This is a genomic window from Streptomyces sp. UF-297 (assembly GCF_058245575.1).
This window is the reverse complement of the sequence record NZ_JBSIBZ010000124.1, coordinates 1-21,290: the sequence shown is the minus strand read 5'-3', so window position 1 is coordinate 21,290 and position 21,290 is coordinate 1. Positions and strand designations below refer to the sequence as shown.

General features: G+C 74.1%; 3 protein-coding genes. 2 read left to right on the top strand and 1 reads right to left on the bottom strand.

Annotation, left to right across the window (positions count from 1 at the left end; translation table 11 throughout):
• Positions 1-5,772: SDR family NAD(P)-dependent oxidoreductase (locus AC4IJH_RS40090; protein WP_490856946.1), on the top strand; the 5,772-nt coding region annotated here is incomplete at its 5' end.
• A gap of 63 nt (positions 5,773-5,835) precedes the next feature.
• Here the strand turns inward: AC4IJH_RS40090 and AC4IJH_RS40085 are convergent.
• Positions 5,836-7,026: a cytochrome P450 gene (locus tag AC4IJH_RS40085; RefSeq protein ID WP_490856945.1), complete on the bottom strand. Its 1,191-nt coding sequence runs from the start codon at positions 7,024-7,026 to the stop codon at positions 5,836-5,838.
• Positions 7,027-7,287: 261 nt separating this feature from the next.
• Here AC4IJH_RS40085 and AC4IJH_RS40080 point away from each other — a divergent pair.
• Positions 7,288-21,290 (top strand): type I polyketide synthase (locus AC4IJH_RS40080; RefSeq protein ID WP_490856947.1); only part of this gene is annotated, 14,003 nt, incomplete at its 3' end.

Genomic DNA, 21,290 nt, shown 5'->3' with positions numbered 1-21,290 from the left:
GCGGTGGAGCTGCTGACGAAGGCTCGGAAGTGGCCCGAGGCCGACCGGCCGTGGCGGGCGGGCGTGTCCTCGTTCGGGATCAGCGGCACCAACGCCCACGTCATCATCGAGCAGGCACCGGCCGCCGAGGAGACCGACGACGAGAACGGCGAAGGGCCCCGGACCGCACCGCCGGTGGTGCCCTCGGCCGTACCGTGGCCGGTCTCCGCGCGGTCCGAGGACGCACTGGCCGCGCAGCTCGCGCAGATCACCGCGCCGACCGGCCACTCGCCGGTCGACCTGGGCTTCTCGCTGGCGACCTCCCGCGCACACCTGGAGCGCCGTGCGGTGCTCCTGGCCCAGGGCGAGGAGACCGTCGAGGTCGCGCGCGGCCTCGCCGAGGACACGGCCGGGAAGGTCGCGGTGCTGTTCTCGGGCCAGGGCGCGCAGCGGGTGGGGATGGGCCGCGAGCTGTACGGCCGCTTCCCGGTGTTCGCAAAGGCGCTGGACGCGGTGCTGGCGCAGTTCGACGCCGAGCTGCGGGAGGTGATGTTCGGTGACGCGGAGCGGCTGGACGAGACCGGGTTCACCCAGCCGGCGCTGTTCGCCGTCGAGGTGGCGCTGTTCCGGCTGATGGAGTCCTGGGGCATCCGTCCGGACTTCGTGGCCGGGCACTCGATCGGCGAGGTCGCGGCGGCGCATGTGGCGGGAGTGCTGTCGCTGGAGGACGCGGGTGCGCTGGTGGCGGCGCGGGCGCGGCTGATGCAGGCCCTCCCGGCCGGTGGCGCGATGGTGGCCGTCCAGGCCGCCGAGAGCGAGGTCCGGCCGCGGCTGGTGGACGGCGTGTCGATCGCGGCGGTCAACGGCCCCCAGGCGGTGGTGATCGCCGGTGACGAGGGTCAAGTGCTGTGTATCGCCGAGGAGTTGGCGGCCCAGGGGCGCAAGACCCAGCGGCTGTCGGTGAGCCACGCCTTCCACTCGCCCTTGATGGAACCGATGCTGGAGGACTTCCGGCAGGTCGTGGCGGGGCTGTCGTACGAGGCGCCGCAGATCCCCCTCGTGTCCAACGTGACCGGGCAGCTCGCCGCCGAGGAACTGGTGTGCTCGCCCGGCTACTGGGTGCGGCATGTGCGCGAGACGGTGCGCTTCGCGGACGGTGTGCGGGCGCTGGAGGCCGAAGGCGCCTCGGTCTTCCTGGAGTTGGGCCCCGACGGTGTGCTGACCGCGATGGCGCAGCACACCCTGGACGGGGCCGCGACCGCCGTTGCGGCGCTGCGCAAGGACCGGCCCGAGGAGTCGGCCCTGCTGAGCGCGCTGGCACGGCTGCACGTCACAGGGGTGGCGGTGGACTGGGCCGCGTGGTTCGCCGGTACCGGCGCCCGCCGGGTGGACCTGCCCACCTACCCCTTCCAGCACGAGCGGTACTGGCCCAGGCCCGCGGCGTCGGCCGGCGATGTGACCGGCGCGGGGCTGCTCCCGGCGCAGCATCCCCTGCTGGGCGCGACGCTGACGCTCGCGGACTCCGGTGAGGTGCTGTTCACCGGCAGCCTGTCGCTGCGGACGTACCCGTGGCTGACCGACCACGCCATCGGCGACGACGTCCTCTTCCCGGGCGCCGGTTTCCTGGAGCTGGCCATGCGCGCCGCGGACCAGGTCGGCTGCGACCGGGTCGAGGAATTCATCCTGCTCGCCCCGCTGGTCCTCACGCAGGACAGCGCCGCACAGGTCCAGGTGCTGGTCGGCGCCCCCGACGAGACGGGCGCCCGCACGATCTCGGTGCACTCGCGCTCCGACGCCGCCTTCGACCAGCCGTGGATCCAGCACGCCAACGGCACCCTGACCACCGGGGAGCGGGTCGCGGACTTCGGCTCCCAGGCCTGGCCGCCGCGGGACGCGGAGGCCGTCGATCTGGAGGGCTTCTACGACGGGACCGGGTACGGACCCGCCTTCCAGGGCCTGCGCTCGGTGTGGCGGCGCGAGGACGAGGCGTTCGTCGAGGTCGCCCTGCCGGACCAGGTCGCGCAGGAGGCGGAGTCCTTCGGGATCCACCCCGCGCTGCTGGACGCGGTGCTGCAGACCCACCGGATGGCCGGTGTCGGCGGCGAGGACGACCAGCTCATGCCATTCGTCTGGCAGGGGGTGTCGCTGCACGCCGGCGGGGCCTCGGTCCTTCGGGCCCGCGTCGTGCGCACCGGTGACGACTCGGTCTCCATCGCGGCCGTCGACGTCGAAGGCGCCCCCGTACTGTCCGCCGAGGCACTGGTGCTGCGCGGCCAACTGGCCGGTGCGGCGGCCGCGCGGCGCAGCGCGGAGCACGACGCGCTGCTGTCGCTGGACTGGGTGGCCGCCCCCGAGGTGCAGCCCGCCGCCATCCGCTGTGTGTCCCTGGGCACCGACGAACTCGGCGTGGGCGCGTCGGTCGCCTCCCTGGCGGAACTCACCGGCGACGAGGACCTCGTGGTGGTCCCCGTCCTTGCTACGGGCGACGATGTGCCCGCCGCCGCGCACGAGCTCACCGCCCGGGTGCTGGGCCTGCTCCACGAGTGGGAGGAGCGGCAGGGGTCCGGCACCGCGCGCCTGGTGTTCGTCACCCGCGGCGCCGTCTCCGCCCACGAGGGCGAGTCCGTCAGGGACCTGGCCGCGGCCGCGGTGTGGGGACTGGTGCGCTCGGCGCAGTCGGAGAATCCGGGACGCATCGCGCTCCTGGACCTTGAGGACGGGGACGGGGACCTCGCCGCGCTGCTCGCGGACCTGCCGGGCCTGCTGGCCACCGAGGACGCCCAGTTCGTCGTGCGCGACGGCGCCGTCCGGGTGGGCCGGCTGGCTCTCCTGGGCGGCGGCGCGGGACTGCTGCCGCCCGCCGCGGTGCCGTGGCGGCTGGACAGCGCGGCAGCGGGCGGCTTGGACAACCTGGTGCTCGCGCCCTGCGCGGAGATGCTGGAGCCGCTCACCGAGGGGCAGGTCCGTATCCAGGTCCTGGCCGCCGGAGTGAACGCCCCCGACGTCCACAGCGCCCTGGGCGAGTACGCGGGCGAGGCCGTGCCGATGGGCGGCGAGGCGGCCGGGGTGGTGACCGAGGCCGGACCCGGGGCGGGTCAACTGCGCCCGGGGGACCGCGTGATGGGACTGGTCTGCGGTGCTTTCGGCCCGGTGGCCGTCGCCGACGAGCGGCTGCTGACCCGTATCCCCGACGGCTGGTCGCCCGAGCGGGCCGCCTCCGTACCGCTGGCCTTCCTGACCGCCCTGTACGCCCTGAAGGACCTCGCCGGCCTGCGGCCGGGCCAGTCGGTCCTCGTGCACGCCGACGCCGGTGGTGTGGGCACAGCGGCGATCCAGCTGGCCCGGCACCTGGGCGCCGAGGTGTTCGCCACGGCCGGCGAGGACGCGTGGGACACCCTGCGGGAACTGGGCGTGGCGCGCGACCACTTCGCCCCGTCCGGCACCACCGGCTTCGAGCAGGCATTCCTGGAGGTCACCGAAGGCCGCGGCGTGGACGTGGTGCTCAACTCCCTGGCGGGTGAGAGCGCCGATGCCGCCCTGAGGCTGACCGCCCCCGGCGGCCACTTCCTGGACGCGGGCAGGACCGATGCCCGCGCCCCCGAGTCCGCCGCCCCGGTGCGCTACCGCGCCGTCGACCTCGCCGAAGCGGGCCCGGAGCGGACCCGGGAGATGCTCGGCGAGCTGCTGGAGCTGTTCGACCGGGGTGCGCTGCGCCCGCTGCCGGTGGCCACCTGGGACGTACGACGCGCCCCCGAGGCGTTCGGCCGCATCAGCCGCGCCGGGCACCTCGGCAAGACGGTGCTGACCATGCCGCGCACCTGGGACCCGGACGGCACCGTCCTGATCACCGGAGGCACCGGCGGCCTGGGCCGCGAACTCGCCCGGCACCTGGTGAGCGAGCGCGGCGTACGCCACCTGCTGCTGGTCAGCCGCAGCGGCCCCGACGCACCCGGAGCAGCGGAACTGCGGGGCGAACTGGCCGCACACGGCGCCGAGATCACCCTCCTCGCCTGCGACGTGGCCGACCGCCGGGCGGTCGCCGCGGCCGTGGCGTCGGTGCCCGCCGCACACCCGCTGACCGCCGTGATCCACACGGCCGGTGTCCTGGACGACGGCGTGGTGACCTCGCTGACCCCCGAGCGGCTGTCGGCCGTACTGCGCCCGAAGGTGGACGCCGCCTGGCATCTGCACGAGGCCACCAAGGGCCTCGACCTGGCCGCGTTCGTGCTGTACTCCTCCATCTCGGGCGTGACCGGCGCCCCCGGCCAGGGCAACTACGCCGCGGGCAACGTCTTCCTGGACGCGCTCGCCCGGCGCCGTGCGGCCCACGGCCTGCCCGCGCAGTCCCTCGCGTGGGGCGCGTGGACCCAGAGCGGCGGCATGACCGCGGCCCTGTCCGAGGGGGATCTGCAGCGGATCGCCTCGTACGGAGCCAAGCCGCTGACCGTCGAGCAGGGCCTGGCGCTGTTCGACGCGGCCGGGGCGTGCGACGCATCCCACCTCGTCGCGCTCGGCCGGACCTCCGGCCGGACGCGCCTCCAGGGCCCCGTACCGCCCGTACTGCGCGGCCTGTTCACCTCCCGCCGCCGCGCCGCCGGGAAAGCCGCCGCCAGCGCCGACTCGGCCGGCCGGCTCGCGGAGCTGAACGAGGACGAGCGGACCGCCTTCCTGGTCGATCTCGTACGGACCGAGGCCGCCGCGGTGCTCGGGCACGCCTCGGCCCAGGGCGTGGAGACCCACCGGGAGTTCCTTGAGCTGGGCTTCGACTCACTGACCTCCGTCGAGCTGCGCAACCGGCTCGCGGCGGCCACCGGGCTGCAGCTGCCCGCGACCGTGGTCTTCGAGAACAAGACCCCCGAGAAGCTCGCCACCTGGCTGGGTGGTGAACTCGTCGCGCGGCCGGGCCAGGGCGCCACCGCCTCCGCCGGCGGGTTCACCGGCGCGGCCGCCGGGGAGCAGGTCGACTGGCTGGAGCAGCGCTTCCTCACCGCCATCAGGGAGGACAACATCCCCGAGGCCCAGCGCCTGGTGTCGGCCATGGGCGGCGTCGGCCCGCGCTTTGAGAACACGGCGGAGCTGGAGGACCTGCCGCTGCCGACCACCCTCGCCGAGGGCCCCGGCTCCCCGCGGCTGATCTGCATCAGCACGCCCACCGCCAACGGCGGTGTCCAGGAGTACGCCAGGTTCGCCGCCCGCTTCCGGGGGAAGCGGCACGTCAGCGCCCTGCCGCTGGTGGGCTTCGCCCCGGGCGACCCGCAGCCGGCCACGGCCGAGTGCGCGGCCCGCTCGATCGCGGAGAGCGCGCTGCGGGCGAGCGACGGCGAGCCCTTCGTCCTGGTCGGGCACTCCTCCGCCGGGTCGTTCTCCTACGCGGCCGCCGGCCTGCTGGAGAGCACCTGGGGCATCAAGCCCGCGGGCCTGGTGCTGCTGGACACCCTCAGCATCCGGCATGAGTCGCACGAGGACATCGACTACGGCGGGCTGATGCGGGCGAACTTCCTGTCCGCTGAGGCCTCCCAGGTGCGGATCACCAACGCCAACCTGTCCGCGATGGGGCGGTGGATGCGCCTGCTGAACAGCATCGACGTCCAGCAGATGACCGCCCCTGTGCTGAGCGTCCAGGCGACGAGGCTCTACCCCGGCATCGAGGCCGACGGCGAGGGGCTGAGCAAGAAGATCCCGTCCGCCCAGATCGTCAAGCTCGACGCGGACCACCTCTCCATCGTCCGGGCCGACGCCCCGGCGGCCGCGGAGATCGTGGACAACTGGCTCGGCGCGACCTTCGGGGAGTGACAGCACCGCAGTGACACCCGCCACGGCGGGCGGCCCGGGAGCCGCCCGCCGTGGCGTTCGTCTCTACCAGGTCACCGGCAGCTCGGTGAGCCCGCCGGACAGCCGGCCGTCCTTCTCCCGCAGTTCGTCCACCGCCAGTGCCGGGCGCAGACCGGGCAGGCGGGTGAACAGCTGGGTGAAGACCGTCTTGAGCTCGATGCGCGCCAGGGGTGCGCCGATGCAGTGCCAGATGCCGTGGGCGAAGGTCAGGTGCTGGTTGGGGGCTCTGGTGATGTCGAACCGCTCCGGTGCCTCGAAGGCCCGCTCGTCGAAGTTGGGCAGGCTGAAGTCGAACAGGACCAGATCCCCGGCCCGTATCGACGCCCCGTGGACCTCGATGTCCTCGGTGGCGTAGCGCGGCAGGATCGACCCGCCGGCCTTGGCCGCCCGCAGCACTTCCTCCACGGCTTGTGTCATCAGGTCGGGGTCCGCCAGTGCCGCCGCGAGCTGCTCGGGGTGGGTGGCCAGCAGCACCACGCCGTGGTCCATGATGGTGACGACGCTGTCGAGCCCGGCGAACAGCAGGCTCACGGCCAGCACGGCCACGCGCTCGTCGGACAGTCCGCCCTCGGTCAGCCGGGTGATGATGTCGTCGCCGGGCCCGTCCCGCTTCTGGTCGACCAGCCCCGCGACGAACGCGAAGAGGTCGCGCTGTCCGTCCTCGACGCTCTCGCGGTCGTCCAGCACGGCCATCTGGGACAGCAGCGCCGCCAGCTGTCCGCGGCTGTGCGCGGGCACGCCGATGATGTCGTAGAGCACGGTGAGCGCGACCGGCAGGCATACGCCGTCGTGCAGATCGGCGGGTTGTCCCTGGGCGATGAACGTGTCGAGTACGTCGTCCACGACCGCCGCCACCCTCGGCTCCATCTCGCGCACCCGCCGGGCGGAGAACATCGGCGCGAGCAGGCGGCGGGACTCGGTGTGCGTCCGGCGCTCGGCCTCGGCGTCGGTTTCTGTGTTCATCAGGTCCAGAAAGGGATTCCTTACGTACTGTGCCGCGTTCGCGGGGTCGGGGTGCGAGTGGCCGATCCTTTCGTCGTGCAGCAGTTGCCTGAGTTCGGCGTGGCGGGTCACCAGCCATCCCTCGTCCCCGGCGGGGGTGCGTACCCGGCAGATCGGCCCCTGCTCCTGCAGTTCGCGCAGCAGCGGGCTCACCTCCAGTAAGCCGGGCGGTTCGAGGTCGAGAGCGGGCAGCTCACGGTGGGCGGAGGTCATCACGGGTCCCCTTCGCAGGTGCTTCGTGGCGGTGCGCGGGGTGCGCACACGCAGCGCAAGCGGGCGACGCTAGTGACGCAAGGACCCGAAATCCCTTAGTGGTGTGCGCTGTTGGCGCTGGCATTCCTGTGCCGCCAGGGGAGCGGAGTACTAGGGAAACCCGCAGTCCGCCCTGGATGAGGATGGACCGTGAAAGGTGGGTCAGACGTGAGTGTCGACGCTCTGTGCCCCAGAACCGGCATTTCACGAGGGGTTGGCATCCTGATGTCGAACGAGGCGAAGCTGCGCGAGTACCTCAAGCGCGCGATCGCAGACCTCCACGAGACTCGCCAGCAGTTGGACGAGACGGAGCACAAGCAGCGCGAGCCCATCGCGATCGTGTCGATGGCCTGCCGCTTCCCCGGCGGAGTCCGCTCGCCGGAGGAGCTGTGGGAGCTGCTCCGGGGCGGCATCGACGCGATGTCCGCCTTCCCCGGCAACCGCGGCTGGGACCTCGACGGGCTCTACGACCCCGACCCGGCACAGCAGGGCACCACCTACGCCCGCGAGGGCGGATTCCTGCACGACGCGGGCGAGTTCGACCCCTCCTTCTTCGGGATCTCCCCGCGCGAGGCCCTCGCCATGGACCCCCAGCAGCGGCTGCTGCTGGAGACCGCGTGGGAAGCCGTCGAACGGGCCGGCATCGACCCGGAGTCCCTCGCGGGCAGCCGCACCGGGGCGTTCGTCGGCGCCACGCACGGCGGGTACGACGCGGACGGCGCGGGGCGGACGGAGGAGACCGGCGGGCACCTGCTGACCGGCAACCTCATCAGCATCGCCTCCGGCCGGATCTCCTACGTCCTGGGCCTCGAAGGCCCCGCCCTGACCGTGGACACGGCCTGCTCGTCGTCGCTGGTCGCCCTGCACCTGGCGGCGCAGTCGCTGCGGCGCGGCGAATGCGACCTGGCTCTGGTGGGCGGCGCGACCGTGATGTCCACCCCGCAGATGTTCGTGGACTTCGCCCGCCAGCGCGGACTGGCCCCCGACAGCCGCTGCAAGCCCTTCGCGGCCGGCGCCGACGGCACCGCCTGGGGCGAGGGCGTGGGACTGCTGGTCGCCGAGCGGCTCTCCGACGCGGTGCGCAACGGCCACCCCGTGCTCGCGGTGCTCAAGGGCTCGGCCGTCAACCAGGACGGCGCGTCCAACGGGCTCACCGCCCCCAACGGCCCCTCCCAGCAGCGCGTCATCCGCCAGGCGCTGGCCGACGCCGCGCTCGCCGCCGCCGACGTCGACGCGGTGGAGGCCCACGGCACCGGCACCAGGCTCGGCGACCCCATCGAGGCCCAGGCCCTGCTCGCCACGTACGGGCAGCAGCGCCCCGCCGAACGGCCCGTGCTCATCGGCTCCATGAAGTCCAACATCGGCCACACCCAGGCCGCCGCGGGCATCGCCGGCGTCATGAAGATGGTCCTGGCGATGCGGCACGGCGAGCTGCCCCGCACCCTGCACCAGGACGAGCCCACCCCGCACGCCGACTGGAGCGAGGGTGAGGCCAGGCTCCTGGCCGAGGCCGAGCCCTGGCCCACGGCGGACCGCCCGCGCCGCGCCGCCGTCTCCTCCTTCGGCATCAGCGGCACCAACGCCCACGTCATCCTGGAACAGGCACCCGCGCGCGAGGACGGACAAGACGCAGCCGCACCCGAGCCCGCGCCGGCCGCCCGGCCCGGCGCGCTGCCCTGGCTCCTGTCCGCGCGCAGCGACGACGCCCTGCGCGCCCAGGCCGGGCTGCTCGCCCGCCACGTCCGGGCCCGTACCGACCTCGAACCGGCCGATGTCGCCCACTCGTTGGTGGCCACCCGGGCCCTCATGGACCACCGCGCGGCCGTCGTCGCCGGTGACCGCGACGCCTTCCTGCGCGGCCTGGACGCCCTCGCCGAAGGCCGGACCGCATCCGGCTCGGTGACCGGCGTCGCCGCCAAGGCGCCGGCCGCGTTCCTCTTCACCGGACAGGGCCCCCAGCGCCTGGGCATGGGGCGCGAACTGCACGCCGCCTACCCCGTGTTCGCCGAGGCCTTCGACGCGGCCTGCGCCGAGTGCGACCCGTACCTGGAGCGGCCGCTGCGCGACATCGTCTTCGCCCAGGAGGGCACCGACGAGGCCGCCCTGCTGGACCGGACCGACTACACCCAGCCCGCGCTCTTCGCCTTCGCGACCGCCCTGTTCCGCCTCGTCGAATCCTGGGGCGTGACCCCGCAGTTCGTCGCCGGTCACTCCGTCGGCGAGATCACCGCCGCCCATGTGTCCGGCATCCTCTCCCTGAAGGACGCCGCCCGGCTGGTCACGGCCCGTGGCGTCCTCATGCACGCGCTGCCCGAAGGCGGCGCCATGGTGGCGATCCAGGCCACCGAGGACGAGATCCGCGCTTGTCTGGCCGGCAACGAGGACCGCGCCACCCTCGCCGCGGTCAACGGGCCCGAGGCCCAGGTCGTCTCCGGCGACGAGGACGTCGTCGCCGAGGTCGTCGCCCACTGGGAGGCCCAGGGGCGCCGCGTCAAGCGGATCAGGGTGAGCATCGCCTCCCACTGCCCGCGCATGGACGGCATGCTGGAGGACTTCCGGAGCGTCGCCGAGACCCTGGAGTACCACGCCCCCCGCATCCCCGTGGTCTCCACCCTCACCGGGGAGCTGGCCACCGGTGAGGACCTGCGCACCCCCGACTACTGGGTCCGGGAGATCCGCGAGGGCGTGCGCTTCTGCACCGCCGTACGCACCCTCGAAGCCGAGGGCGTCACCGCGTTCGTGGAACTCGCCCCCACCAGCGTGCTCACCGCGATGGTCCAGGACTCCCTGACCACCCTCGAACAGCCCCTGCTGCTGTCCCTGTCGCGCGGCGGCCACCCCGAGGTCCAGGCCCTCACCGAAGGCGTCGCCACCGCGTTCGCGCACGGCGTCCCCGTCGACTGGCGCGCCTGCCTCGGCACGCTCGGCGCCGCCCGCGTCGAGCTGCCGACCTACGCCTTCCAGCGCCGGTGGTTCTGGCTGGACTCCGCCGCGGCGGCCGACGGCGCACCGGCCGTCGCCGAGGCCGGTGAGGCCGGATTCTGGGAGGCCGTCGAACGCGAGGACCTGGAAGGGCTCTCGGCGGTCCTGGCCATCGACGGCAGCGAGGCCGACTCGCTCGGCAGCCTCCTGCCCACGCTCTCCGCCTGGCGCAAGCAGCGCCGCACCCAGGCGGTGGCGGACCGCTGGAGCTACCGGGCCCAGTGGACCCCCTTCACCACCCCCAACGGCGCCTTTGCCAACGGCACTTGGGTGATCGCGCTGCCCGAGGGCGGCGCCGACGACCCGTGGACCGTCCGGCTCCTGGACGCCCTGCGCGCCCAGGGCCTGGGCACCGAACTGCTCGAACTGCCCGGCACCGGCGACCCGTCCGAGCCCGTCACCTGGCCCGACGGCCCCATCGACGGTGTGCTCTCGCTGCTGGCCCTGGACGAACGGCCGCACCCCGACCTGACGTCCGTGCCGCGCGGCCTGGCCGCCACCACCGCCCTGCTGCGCGCCCTGGAGTCCTCCGGCCGGCAGATCCCGCTGTGGTGCGCGACCCGCGGCGCCGTCGCCGTCGACGACCGGGACGCGCTCACCAGCCCCGTACAGGCACAGGTGTGGGGCCTCGGCCGGGTGGCCGCACTGGAGCTCCCGCAGATCTGGGGCGGCCTCGTCGACCTCCCCGAGAACCCGGACACCCGGGCCGCCTCCGGGCTCCTCGGTGTGCTCGCCGGGCGCGAGGACCAGGCCGCGATCCGGCCCGCCGGGACCTTCGCCCGCCGCCTGGCCCGGATCGCGCCCGGCGGCGACAGCGGCGCCGAGTGGACCGCGCACGGCACGGTCCTGATCACCGGCGGCACCGGCGCGCTCGGCACACAGCTCGCGCACTGGCTCGCCGACGCCGGCGCCGAGCACCTGGTGCTCACCAGCCGCCGGGGCCTCCAAGCTCCCGGCGCACCCGAGCTCGCGGCCCAACTCACCGAACGCGGAACCCGGGTCACCGTCGTCGCCTGCGACGCCGCCGACCGCGACGCGCTGGCGGCCGTCCTCGCCGACATCCCGCAGGAGACGCCCCTGACCGGCGTCGTGCACGCCGCCGGCGTCATGGACGCGGGCATGCTCGACGCGCTCACCCCCGAACGCTTCGAGACCGTACTGCGCCCCAAGGCCACCGCCGCCCTGAACCTGCACGAGCTCACCCAGGACCTCGACCTGGAGATGTTCGTGCTGTTCTCCTCGGTCGCTGGGTCCCTGGGCAATGCCGGCCAGGCCAACTACAGCGCCGCCAACACCTTCCTGGACGCCCTCGCCGAACACCGGCGCACGCACGGACTGCCGGCCACCTCGGCGGCCTGGGGCCCCTGGGAAGACCTCGGCATGGCGACGGACAGCGGCGTCGCCGACCGGGTGAGCCGCGACGGACTGCTCCCCATGGCCCCGGCCTCCGCCCTCGCCGCCCTCCGCCAGGCCCTGGCCCAGGGCCTGGCGAACGTGACCGTGGCCGACGTGGACTGGACGGCGTACGCCCCCGCCCTGACCGCCGTCCGCCCCAGCCCCCTGCTCGCCGACCTGCCCGAGGCCCGCCACGCCCTCGCCGCCGTCGCCGACGCCGCCCCGCGCGAGGAGCGCTCCCCGCTGGGCGCCCGGCTCGCCGCGCTGCCCGCCGCCGAGCAGGAGCGGGCGCTGCTGCAGGCGGTCCAGGAGGAGGCCGCGAAGACCCTCGGACTCGATTCGGCGGACACCGTCGAGGCCCGGCGGGCCTTCAGGGACGTGGGCTTCGACTCGCTGATGGCCGTCGAACTGCGCAACCGCCTGTCCGCCGCGACGGGCCTGCGGCTGCCCGCCACCCTGCTGTTCGACCACCCCACGCCCACCGCGGTCGCCGCGTACCTGCGCTCGGAGATCCTGGGCACGGCCGGACCCGCGGCCGCTGAGGAACGCACGGCCGTCCTCCTCGACGAGCCGGTGGCGATCGTGGGCATGGCCTGCCGGTTCCCCGGCGGGGTGGGCTCGCCGGAAGCCCTCTGGCAGCTGCTGTCCGAGGGGAAGGACGTCATCTCCCCGCTCCCCGACGACCGGGGCTGGGACCTCGGCCGGCTCTACCACCCCGACCCCGACCACCCGGGCACGACCTACGCGCGCGGCGGCGGCTTCCTCGACGATGTGGCGGGGTTCGACGCGGACTTCTTCGGCATCTCGCCGCGCGAGGCCCTCGCCATGGACCCCCAGCAGCGGCTGCTGCTGGAGACCTCCTGGGAGCTCTTCGAACGGGCCGGCATCGCCCCGGAGTCCCTGCGGGGCAGCAGCACCGGCGTCTTCGCGGGCAGCAACACCCACGACTACCGCGCGCTGGTGGACGCGGCCCAGGACGACGTCTCCGCCCACGCGCTCACCGGCAACTCGACGAGCGTGATCTCCGGCCGGGTGTCGTACACGTTCGGTTTCGAAGGCCCGGCGGTCACGGTGGACACGGCGTGCTCGTCGTCGCTGGTGGCCCTGCACATGGCGGTGCAGTCGCTGCGGTCGGGCGAGTGCTCGCTGGCGCTCGCCGGCGGTGTGACGGTGATGTCGACGCCGACGACGTTCGTGGAGTTCTCGCGGCAGCGGGGACTGTCGGAGGACGGCCGCTGCAAGCCGTTCGCGGCGGCGGCCGACGGCGCCTGCTGGAGCGAGGGGGCCGCACTGCTGCTCGTGGAGCGGCTCTCGGACGCCCGGCGCAACGGGCACCAGGTGCTCGCCCTCGTGCGCGGCTCGGCGGTCAACCAGGACGGCGCGTCCAACGGTCTGAGCGCGCCCAACGGCCCCTCGCAGCAGCGCGTCATCCGCCAGGCCCTCGCCAACGCCAATGTGGCCGCCTCCGACGTCGACTTCGTCGAGGCGCACGGTACGGGCACGAGGCTGGGCGACCCCATCGAGGCCCAGGCCCTGCTCGCCACCTACGGACAGGAGCGGCCGCAGGACCGGCCGCTGCTGCTGGGAACGCTGAAGTCCAACCTCGGGCACACCCAGGCCGCCGCCGGCGCGGCCGGTGTGCTGAAGATGATCTTGGCGATGCGGCACGGTGTGCTGCCGCAGACCCTGAACGTGGACGAGCCCACCCCGCACGTCGACTGGAGCTCCGGCGCCGTCGAACTGCTCACCGAGCCGGCGCACTGGCCCGCCACGGACCGCCCGCGGCGTGCCGCGGTCTCCGCGTTCGGGGTCAGCGGCACCAATGCGCACGTGATCCTGGAGCAGCCCGGGCCCGCCGACCTCGCCGAGTCCGCGGCGCCGCTTGCCGCCCCCGAGGTGGCGGTGCCCCTGCTGCTGTCCGCGAAGAACGACAGCGCCCTGCAGGCCCAGGCGGCCCGGCTGCTCTCCCACCTCGACCGCGCCCCCGCATCGCGCCTCGCGGACATCGCGTACACGCTGGCGAACCGCACGGCCTTCCCCTGCCGCGCGGCCGTCGCGGCCGACAGCCACGACGCCGCGGTACGCGCGCTGGCCGCCCTGGCCGCGGGCGACACCGACCCCGCCCTGACCACCGGCACCGCGCACGACGGCAAGGACGCCGTCCTCTTCTCCGGCCAGGGCTCGCAACGCCTGGGCATGGGACGGGAGTTGTACGGCCGTCACCCGGTCTTCGCGGAGGCCTTCGACGCGGTGTGCGCGGGGCTGGACGAGCACCTGGACCGCCCGCTGCGCGACGTCGTCTGGGGCGAGGACGCGGAACTGCTGAACCAGACGGCCTATGCCCAGGCCGCGCTGTTCGCCGTCGAGGTCGCCCTGTTCCGGCTGGTGGAATCCTGGGGCGTGCGGCCGCAGTACGTGGCCGGGCACTCGGTCGGCGAGATCGCCGCCGCGCAGGTGGCCGGCGTGTTCTCGCTGGCCGACGCCTGCGCCCTGGTGGCGGCACGCGGCCGGCTCATGCAGGCGCTGCCCGCCGGCGGGGCGATGGCGGCGATCCGGGCCACCGAGGACGAGGTCCGCCCCCGGCTGACCGAGGACGTCGCGATCGCGGCCGTCAACGGCCCGTCGTCCGTCGTGGTCTCCGGTGCCGAGGCCGCCGTCGAGGCGATCCGGGCGCACTTCGAGCAGGAGGGGCGCAAGACCGGCCGGCTGCGGGTCTCGCACGCCTTCCACTCGCCGCTCATGGATGCGATGCTCGCCGACTTCCGCGCCGTCGCCGAGCGCCTGACGTACGGCGAGCCGCACCTCACCGTCATCTCGAACGTGACCGGCTCCCCGGCCACCCCGGACCAGCTGCGCACCCCCGACTACTGGGTCACCCACGTCCGCGAAGCCGTACGGTTCGCCGACGGGATACGCGCCCTGCACGAGGAAGGCGTGACGCGCTTCTTGGAGCTGGGCCCCGACGGCACCCTCTCGGCCCTGGCCCGTGAGTCGCTGCCGGAGGAGAGCGCGGTCGTCCCCGCCCTGCGCAAGAACGGTCCGGAGGAGACGACGCTCCTCGCCGCTCTGTCACAGCTGTCCGTGCGGGGCTCCGCGATCGACTGGGCCGCCTTCTTCACCGGCACCGACGTGCGCGTCCTCGACCTGCCGACGTACGCCTTCCAGCACCAGCGGTACTGGCTCACCACCGGTCCCACCAGTATCGGGGACATCAGTGCGGCCGGTCTGGACGCGGCCGGGCACCCGCTGCTGAGCGCGGCGGTGGAACTGTCCGACGGCGACGGCCTGTTGTTCACCACCCGTCTGTCGCTCCAGTCGCACCCGTGGCTGGCCGACCACAAGGTGATGGGCTCGGTGCTGTTCCCGGGTACGGCCTTCGTCGAACTGGCCGTCCGCGCCGCCGACGAGGCGGGCTGCGACCGGATCGACGAACTCACCCTGGCCGCACCGCTCGTCCTGCCCGAACACGGCGGCGTGCAGCTGCAGTTGCACGCCGGACCCGCCGACGAGTCCGGCAGCCGGGCCCTGAGCGTGCGCTCCCGGCCGGAGGGCGACGGCGACCGGCCGTGGGTCCAGCACGCCACCGCCGTCCTCGTGACGGGGGAGCGGGCGGCCGGCTCCGGCTACGACTTCCCCGCGGAGTCCTGGCCGCCGGCCGGCGCCGAGGCCGTCGACCTGAGCGGCCTCTACCCGGACCTGGCCGCGAGCGGATTCGACTACGGGCCGCACTTCCAGGGCCTGCGGGCCGCGTGGCGCCGAGGCGACGAGGTGTTCGCCGAGGTCGCCCTGCCCGACGCCGCCCAGGACGCAGCGCCCGCGTACGGTCTGCACCCGGCGCTGCTCGACGCGGTCCTGCACACCTGCGCCCTCGACGGACTGGACCGCGGCGTCCTCCCCTTCTCCTGGGAGGACGTCTCCCTCCACGCCTTCGGCGCCGCTGCCGTACGGGCCCGGATCGTCCGGCACGGCGGCGACACGCTGTCCGTCGACGTGGCCGACCCCACGGGCGAGCCCGTCGCCTCCATCGGGACCCTGATCCTGCGGGCGGTCTCCGCCGACCAGCTGGAAGGCAGCGCGAGCCCGGCCGGGCGCGACGCGCTGTTCCGCGTGCAGTGGACCCCCGTACGCCTGCCCTCGGCCGGCGCCGCGCTGTCCGTGGGGATGCTCGGCTCCCTTCCCGGCGCGCCGTTCGAGAGCTATCCGGACCTGGCGGCCCTGGCCGGGGCCGGCCGGGTGCCGGGCGCGGTGCTGGTACCGGTGGACGCCGGTCGCGGCGACGTGGTGGAGGCGACGCACGCCACCGCCGCCCGGGCGCTGGACCTGGTCCAGGCCTGGCTGGCGGACGAGCGGTTCGCGGACTCGCGCCTGGTGTTCGTCACACGCGGGGCGGTGGACGGCGGGGATCTCACCGGCGCCGCCCTGTGGGGTCTGGTGCGCTCGGCGCAGTCGGAGAACCCGGGCCGGTTCGGCCTGGTGGAACTCGGCGCCGACGCCGATGCGGCGGTGCTGCCACGGGCCCTGGCCTCGGACGAGCCGCAGCTGGTGCTGCGCGGCGGCGAGGTGCTGGCGGCCCGGCTGGACCGGGCACAGACGCGGCCCCGGAGCACCCCTGTCTGGGACGGGGACGGCACGGTCCTGATCACCGGCGGCACGGGTGGCCTGGGACGGGTGATGGCACGTCACCTGGTGGCCGAGCACGGGGTGCGCAGCCTGCTGCTGGTCAGCCGTCGCGGCCCGGCCGCCGAGGGCGTCGAGGAACTGGTGGCCGAACTGCGGCAGAGCGGCGCCGAAGCGAGCGTCGAGGCGTGCGATGTCACCGACAGCGCCGCCGTGGCCCAACTGGTCTCCCGGCACCGGATCAGCGCTGTCGTGCATACGGCGGGTGTCCTGGACGACGGCGTGGTGGGATCGCTGACGGCGGAGCGCCTGTCGGCGGTCCTGCGGCCCAAGGTCGATGCGGCCTGGAACCTGCACGAGGCCACCAAGGACCTGGAACTCGGCGCGTTCGCCGTCTTCTCGTCGGCCTCGGGCGTCCTGGGCAGCGCCGGTCAGGGCAACTACGCGGCCGGCAACACCTTCTTGGACGCGCTGGCGCACCACCGCCGGGCACAAGGGCTCCCGGCCACGTCGCTGGCGTGGGGCCCCTGGTCCCAGGACGGCGGCATGACCGGCACCCTGTCGGACGCCGACCTCCAGCGCATCGCCCGCTCGGGAATGCCCGAACTCACCCCGGCACAGGGCGCCGCGCTCTTCGACGCCGCGCTGGCCGCCGACGACGCGCTGGTCCTCCCCATCCGCCTGGACCTGGCCGTACTCCGGGAACAGGGAGACATTCCCCCGCTGCTGCGCGGCCTGATCAGGACCCGCGCCCGGCGCTCGGCGGTCGCCGGCTCGGCCGCGGTCGCCGGCCTGGTGGGGCGCCTGTCCGGACTGGGCACGGCGGAACGGCGCGAGGCACTGCTGGACTTGGTACGCGGTCAGATCGCGGTGGTCCTGGGCCATGCGAGCCCGGAGACCGTCGACCCGGACCGGGCCTTCCAGGACCTCGGCTTCGACTCGCTGACCGCCGTCGAGCTGCGCAACCGGATCAACAAGGCGACCGGCATGCGCCTTTCGGCCACCGCCGTCTTCGACTACCCCACGGCGGGCACGCTGGTCGGCTACCTGCTGGACGAGCTGTTCGGCGCGCGGGAAGCGGCGGAAGCGGAGCCGTCGACGCGGATGCCGGTGGCGACGGCCGACGATCCGGTCGTCATTGTCGGGATGAGCTGCCGCTACCCGGGCGGGGTCGCCTCGCCCGAGGACCTGTGGCGGCTGGTGTCCGACGGCGTGGACGCCGTCTCCGACTTCCCGGCCGACCGTGGCTGGGACCTGGAGTCGCTCTACAACCCCGACCCCGAAGTGCTCGGCACCTCCTACACCCGCTCCGGTGGGTTCCTGCACGAGGCGGGCGACTTCGACCCCGAGTTCTTCGGGATGAGCCCCCGGGAGGCGCTGGCGACGGACTCGCAGCAGCGGCTGCTGCTGGAGACGACCTGGGAGGCGCTGGAGCGGGCGGGCATCGACCCGGCGTCGCTGCGGGGCAGCCGGACGGGCGTCTTCGCGGGCGTGATGTACACCGACTACAGCGAGATCATGGTCGGCGACCAGTACGAGGGCTACCGGGGCAACGGCAGCGCGGCCAGCATCGCCTCCGGCCGGGTCTCCTACACCTTCGGCTTCGAAGGCCCGGCGGTCACGGTCGACACGGCGTGCTCGTCGTCGCTGGTGGCCCTGCACCTGGCCGCGCAGGCGCTGCGGTCCGGCGAGTGCTCGCTGGCCATGGCGGGCGGTGTGACGGTGATGTCGACGCCGACGACGTTCGTGGACTTCTCGCGGCAGCGGGGACTGTCGGCGGACGGCCGGTGCAAGGCCTTCGCCGATGCGGCGGACGGCGTCGGCTGGGGCGAGGGCGTCGGCATGCTCGTACTGGAGCGCCTGTCGGACGCGCGCCGCAACGGGCACCGGGTCCTGGCCGTGGTCCGTGGTTCCGCGGTCAACCAGGACGGCGCGTCCAACGGCCTGACGGCGCCGAACGGTCCCTCGCAGCAGCGGGTGATCCGGCAGGCGCTGGCCAGTGCCGGTCTGTCGGCGGCCGATGTGGACGCGGTGGAGGCGCACGGTACGGGTACGACGCTGGGCGACCCGATCGAGGCGCAGGCGCTGCTGGCCACCTACGGTCAGGGCCGCACGGAGGACCGGCCGCTGCTGCTGGGCTCGGTGAAGTCCAACATCGGTCACGCACAAGCGGCTTCGGGTGTCGCGGGCGTCATCAAGATGGTGCTGGCGATGCGCCACGGAGTGCTCCCGCGGACGCTGCACGTCGATGAGCCGTCGACGCACGTGGACTGGAGCGCCGGCGCCGTGGAGCTGCTGACGTCCCCGGCCGAGTGGCCGCAGGGGGACGGGCCGCGCCGCGCGGGCGTCTCCTCCTTCGGCGTCAGCGGTACGAACGCGCATGTGATCCTGGAGCAGCCCGAGCCGCTCGCGGCCGACGCCGCACCGGACACCGCCGAGGACGAGCCCGGCGCGCTGCCGTGGGTGCTCTCCGCCAGGAACCCGGCCGCGCTGCGCGGCCAGGCGGCCCGCCTGCTGTCCTTGGTGGCCGGGCACGACGAGCTGTCCGCGCGGGACATCGGCCACGCGCTGGTGACGGGGCGGTCGCGCTTCACCCACCGCGCCGTGGTGTGGGGCGAGAACCGCGACGCCCTGGTGCGGGCCCTGTCCGCACTCGCGGTGGGCGAGGCCGACGCCGGTCTGGCGGAAGGCTCGGCCGGTGCGGGGAAGACGGCGTTCCTGTTCTCGGGCCAGGGCTCGCAACGCCTGGGCATGGGCCGGGAGTTGTACGGCCGTCACCCGGTGTTCGCGGAGGCCTTCGACGCGGTCTGCGCCGCCTTGGACGAGCACCTGGACCGCCCCCTGCGGGACGTCGTCTGGGGCGAGGACGCGGAGCTGCTGAACCAGACCGCGTACGCCCAGGCCGGACTGTTCGCAATCGAGGTGGCGCTGTACCGGCTGGCGGAGTCGTGGGGCGTGCGCGCGGACTTCGTGGCCGGGCATTCGATCGGTGAAGTCGCCGCGGCACACGTGGCGGGCGTCTTCTCCCTCCCGGACGCCTGCGCGCTGGTGGCGGCCCGGGGCCGGCTGATGCAGCAACTCCCCACCGGCGGCGCCATGGTGGCGATCCAGGCCACGGAGGACGAGGTCCTTGTGCACCTGGCGGACGGCGTCTCGATCGCCGCGGTCAACGGCCCGTCGTCGGTCGTGATATCCGGCACCGAGGACGCCGTACTCGCCATCGCGGCGCACTTCGAGGGGGAGGGCCGCAAGACCAGCAGGCTGCGGGTGTCGCACGCCTTCCACTCGCCGCTGATGGAACCGATGCTGGAGGAATTCCGCACGGTGGTGGCACGGCTGTCCTTCGGCACGCCGACGATCCCCGTCGTATCGAACCTGACGGGCCGCCTCGCCGAGCCCGACCAGCTCGCCCACGCCGACTACTGGGCCCGGCACGTGCGCGAGGCGGTGCGTTTCGCGGACGGGATTCAGGCTCTGCGGGCGGAAGGCGCGACGCGCTTCCTCGAACTCGGCCCGGACGGTGTGCTGTCGGCAATGGCCCGGGAGTCGGCACCGGACGAGGCCGTACTCGCCCCCGTACTGCGCGCGGACCGGCCCGAGGAGGCGACGCTGCTGGGCGCCCTGGCACGGCTGTATGTCCAGGGTGCGGGCGTGGACTGGGCGGCGCTGTTCGCGGGTTCGGGTGCGCGGTGGGTGGATCTGCCGACGTACGCGTTCCAGCACGAGCGGTTCTGGCCGTCGGGCGGGGCGCTGCGCGCGGGCGATGTGCGGTCCGCTGGTCTGGGGTCGGCCGGGCATCCGTTGTTGGGTGCTGCGGTGGAACTGGCGGGCTCGGGTGGGCTGTTGTTCACCGGTCGGCTGTCGGTGTCCTCGCATCCGTGGCTGGCGGACCATGTGGTGCTGGGTTCCGTTCTGGTGCCGGGCACGGCGCTGGTGGAGCTGGTGCTGCGGGCGGCCGACGAGGTCGGCTGTGACCTGCTGGAGGAGCTGACGCTCGCCGCGCCGCTCGTGCTGCCCAACTCGGGCAGCGGTGTGCAGGTGCAGGTGTGGCTGGGGGAGCCGGACGATGCGGGCCGTCGCCCGGTGTCGGTGCATGCGCGTGCGGGCGAGGGCCCGTGGACGCTGCACGCCAACGGCGCGGTGGCCACCGGAGCCGAAGCGACCACCTTCGACGCCGCCGTATGGCCCCCCAAGGGCGCGGAGCCCGTGGACGTGGCGGCCTGCTACGACGAACTCGCCGATGCCGGACTCACGTACGGCCCGGCCTTCCAGGGCCTTCAGGCGGCCTGGAAGCTCGGCGAGGACCTCTACGCCGAGGTCGGGCTCCCCGAGGGCATGGACGGCGACGCCTACGGCCTGCACCCCGCGCTCTTCGACGCCGCGCTGCACGCGGCGTCGCTGAGCGGCGCGGAAGCGGGCGGAGTCCCGTTCTCGTGGACCGGAGTGTCCCTGCACGCGTCCGGCGCCTCGCACCTTCGCGTCCGTATCCAGGGCGCGGGCGACGCCATGTCCCTCGCGATCGCGGACTCGACCGGTGCGCCGGTCGCCTCGGTGGCGTCGCTGGTGGTCCGTCCGATCTCGGCCGGGCAGCTGCGGACAGCCGACCGCGACGCCCTCTACAAGGTCGACTGGGTCTCCGTACCGCTCACGGACGAGCGGGCGGAACTCGGCACCGGTCCGGAGGGCGAGCCGTCGCGGACCTTCGCGGAACTGGAGTCCCCGACGGAGGCGGCCGTGCCCGGAACCATCCTGGTCGCGCCGCCCGCCGGCGCCGCCGGGATGGTAGAGGCCGTACACGCCGCGACCGCCTGGGCGTTGGAGATGGCGCAGTCGTGGCTGGCGGACGAGCGGTTCGCCGCCTCGCGCCTGGTGTTCGTCACGCGCGGGGCGGTGTCCGGTGCGGATCTCGCGGGTGCGGCGGTGTGGGGCCTGGTGCGCTCGGCGCAGTCGGAGAACCCGGGCCGCTTCGGCCTGGTGGACCTGGACGAGGACGCCGATGCGACGGTGCTGCCGCAGGCGCTCGCGACCGACGAACCCGAACTGCTGGTGCGCGGGGACGAGGTGCTGGCGGCCCGGCTGGCCCGGACGCAGTCCCAGCAGGCGATGAGCTGGGACGCCTCCGGCACGGTCCTGATCACCGGCGGCACCGGCGGTCTGGGCCGTACGGTGGCCCGGCACCTGGTGACCGAGCACGGGGTGCGGAGCCTGCTGCTGGTCAGCCGCCGTGGCCC

Bases quoted from the DNA above. Each gene is read 5' to 3' on its own strand.
- AC4IJH_RS40085 (WP_490856945.1), bottom strand. From the start codon at position 7,026: ATGACCTCCGCCCACCGTGAGCTGCCCGCTCTCGACCTCGAACCGCCC.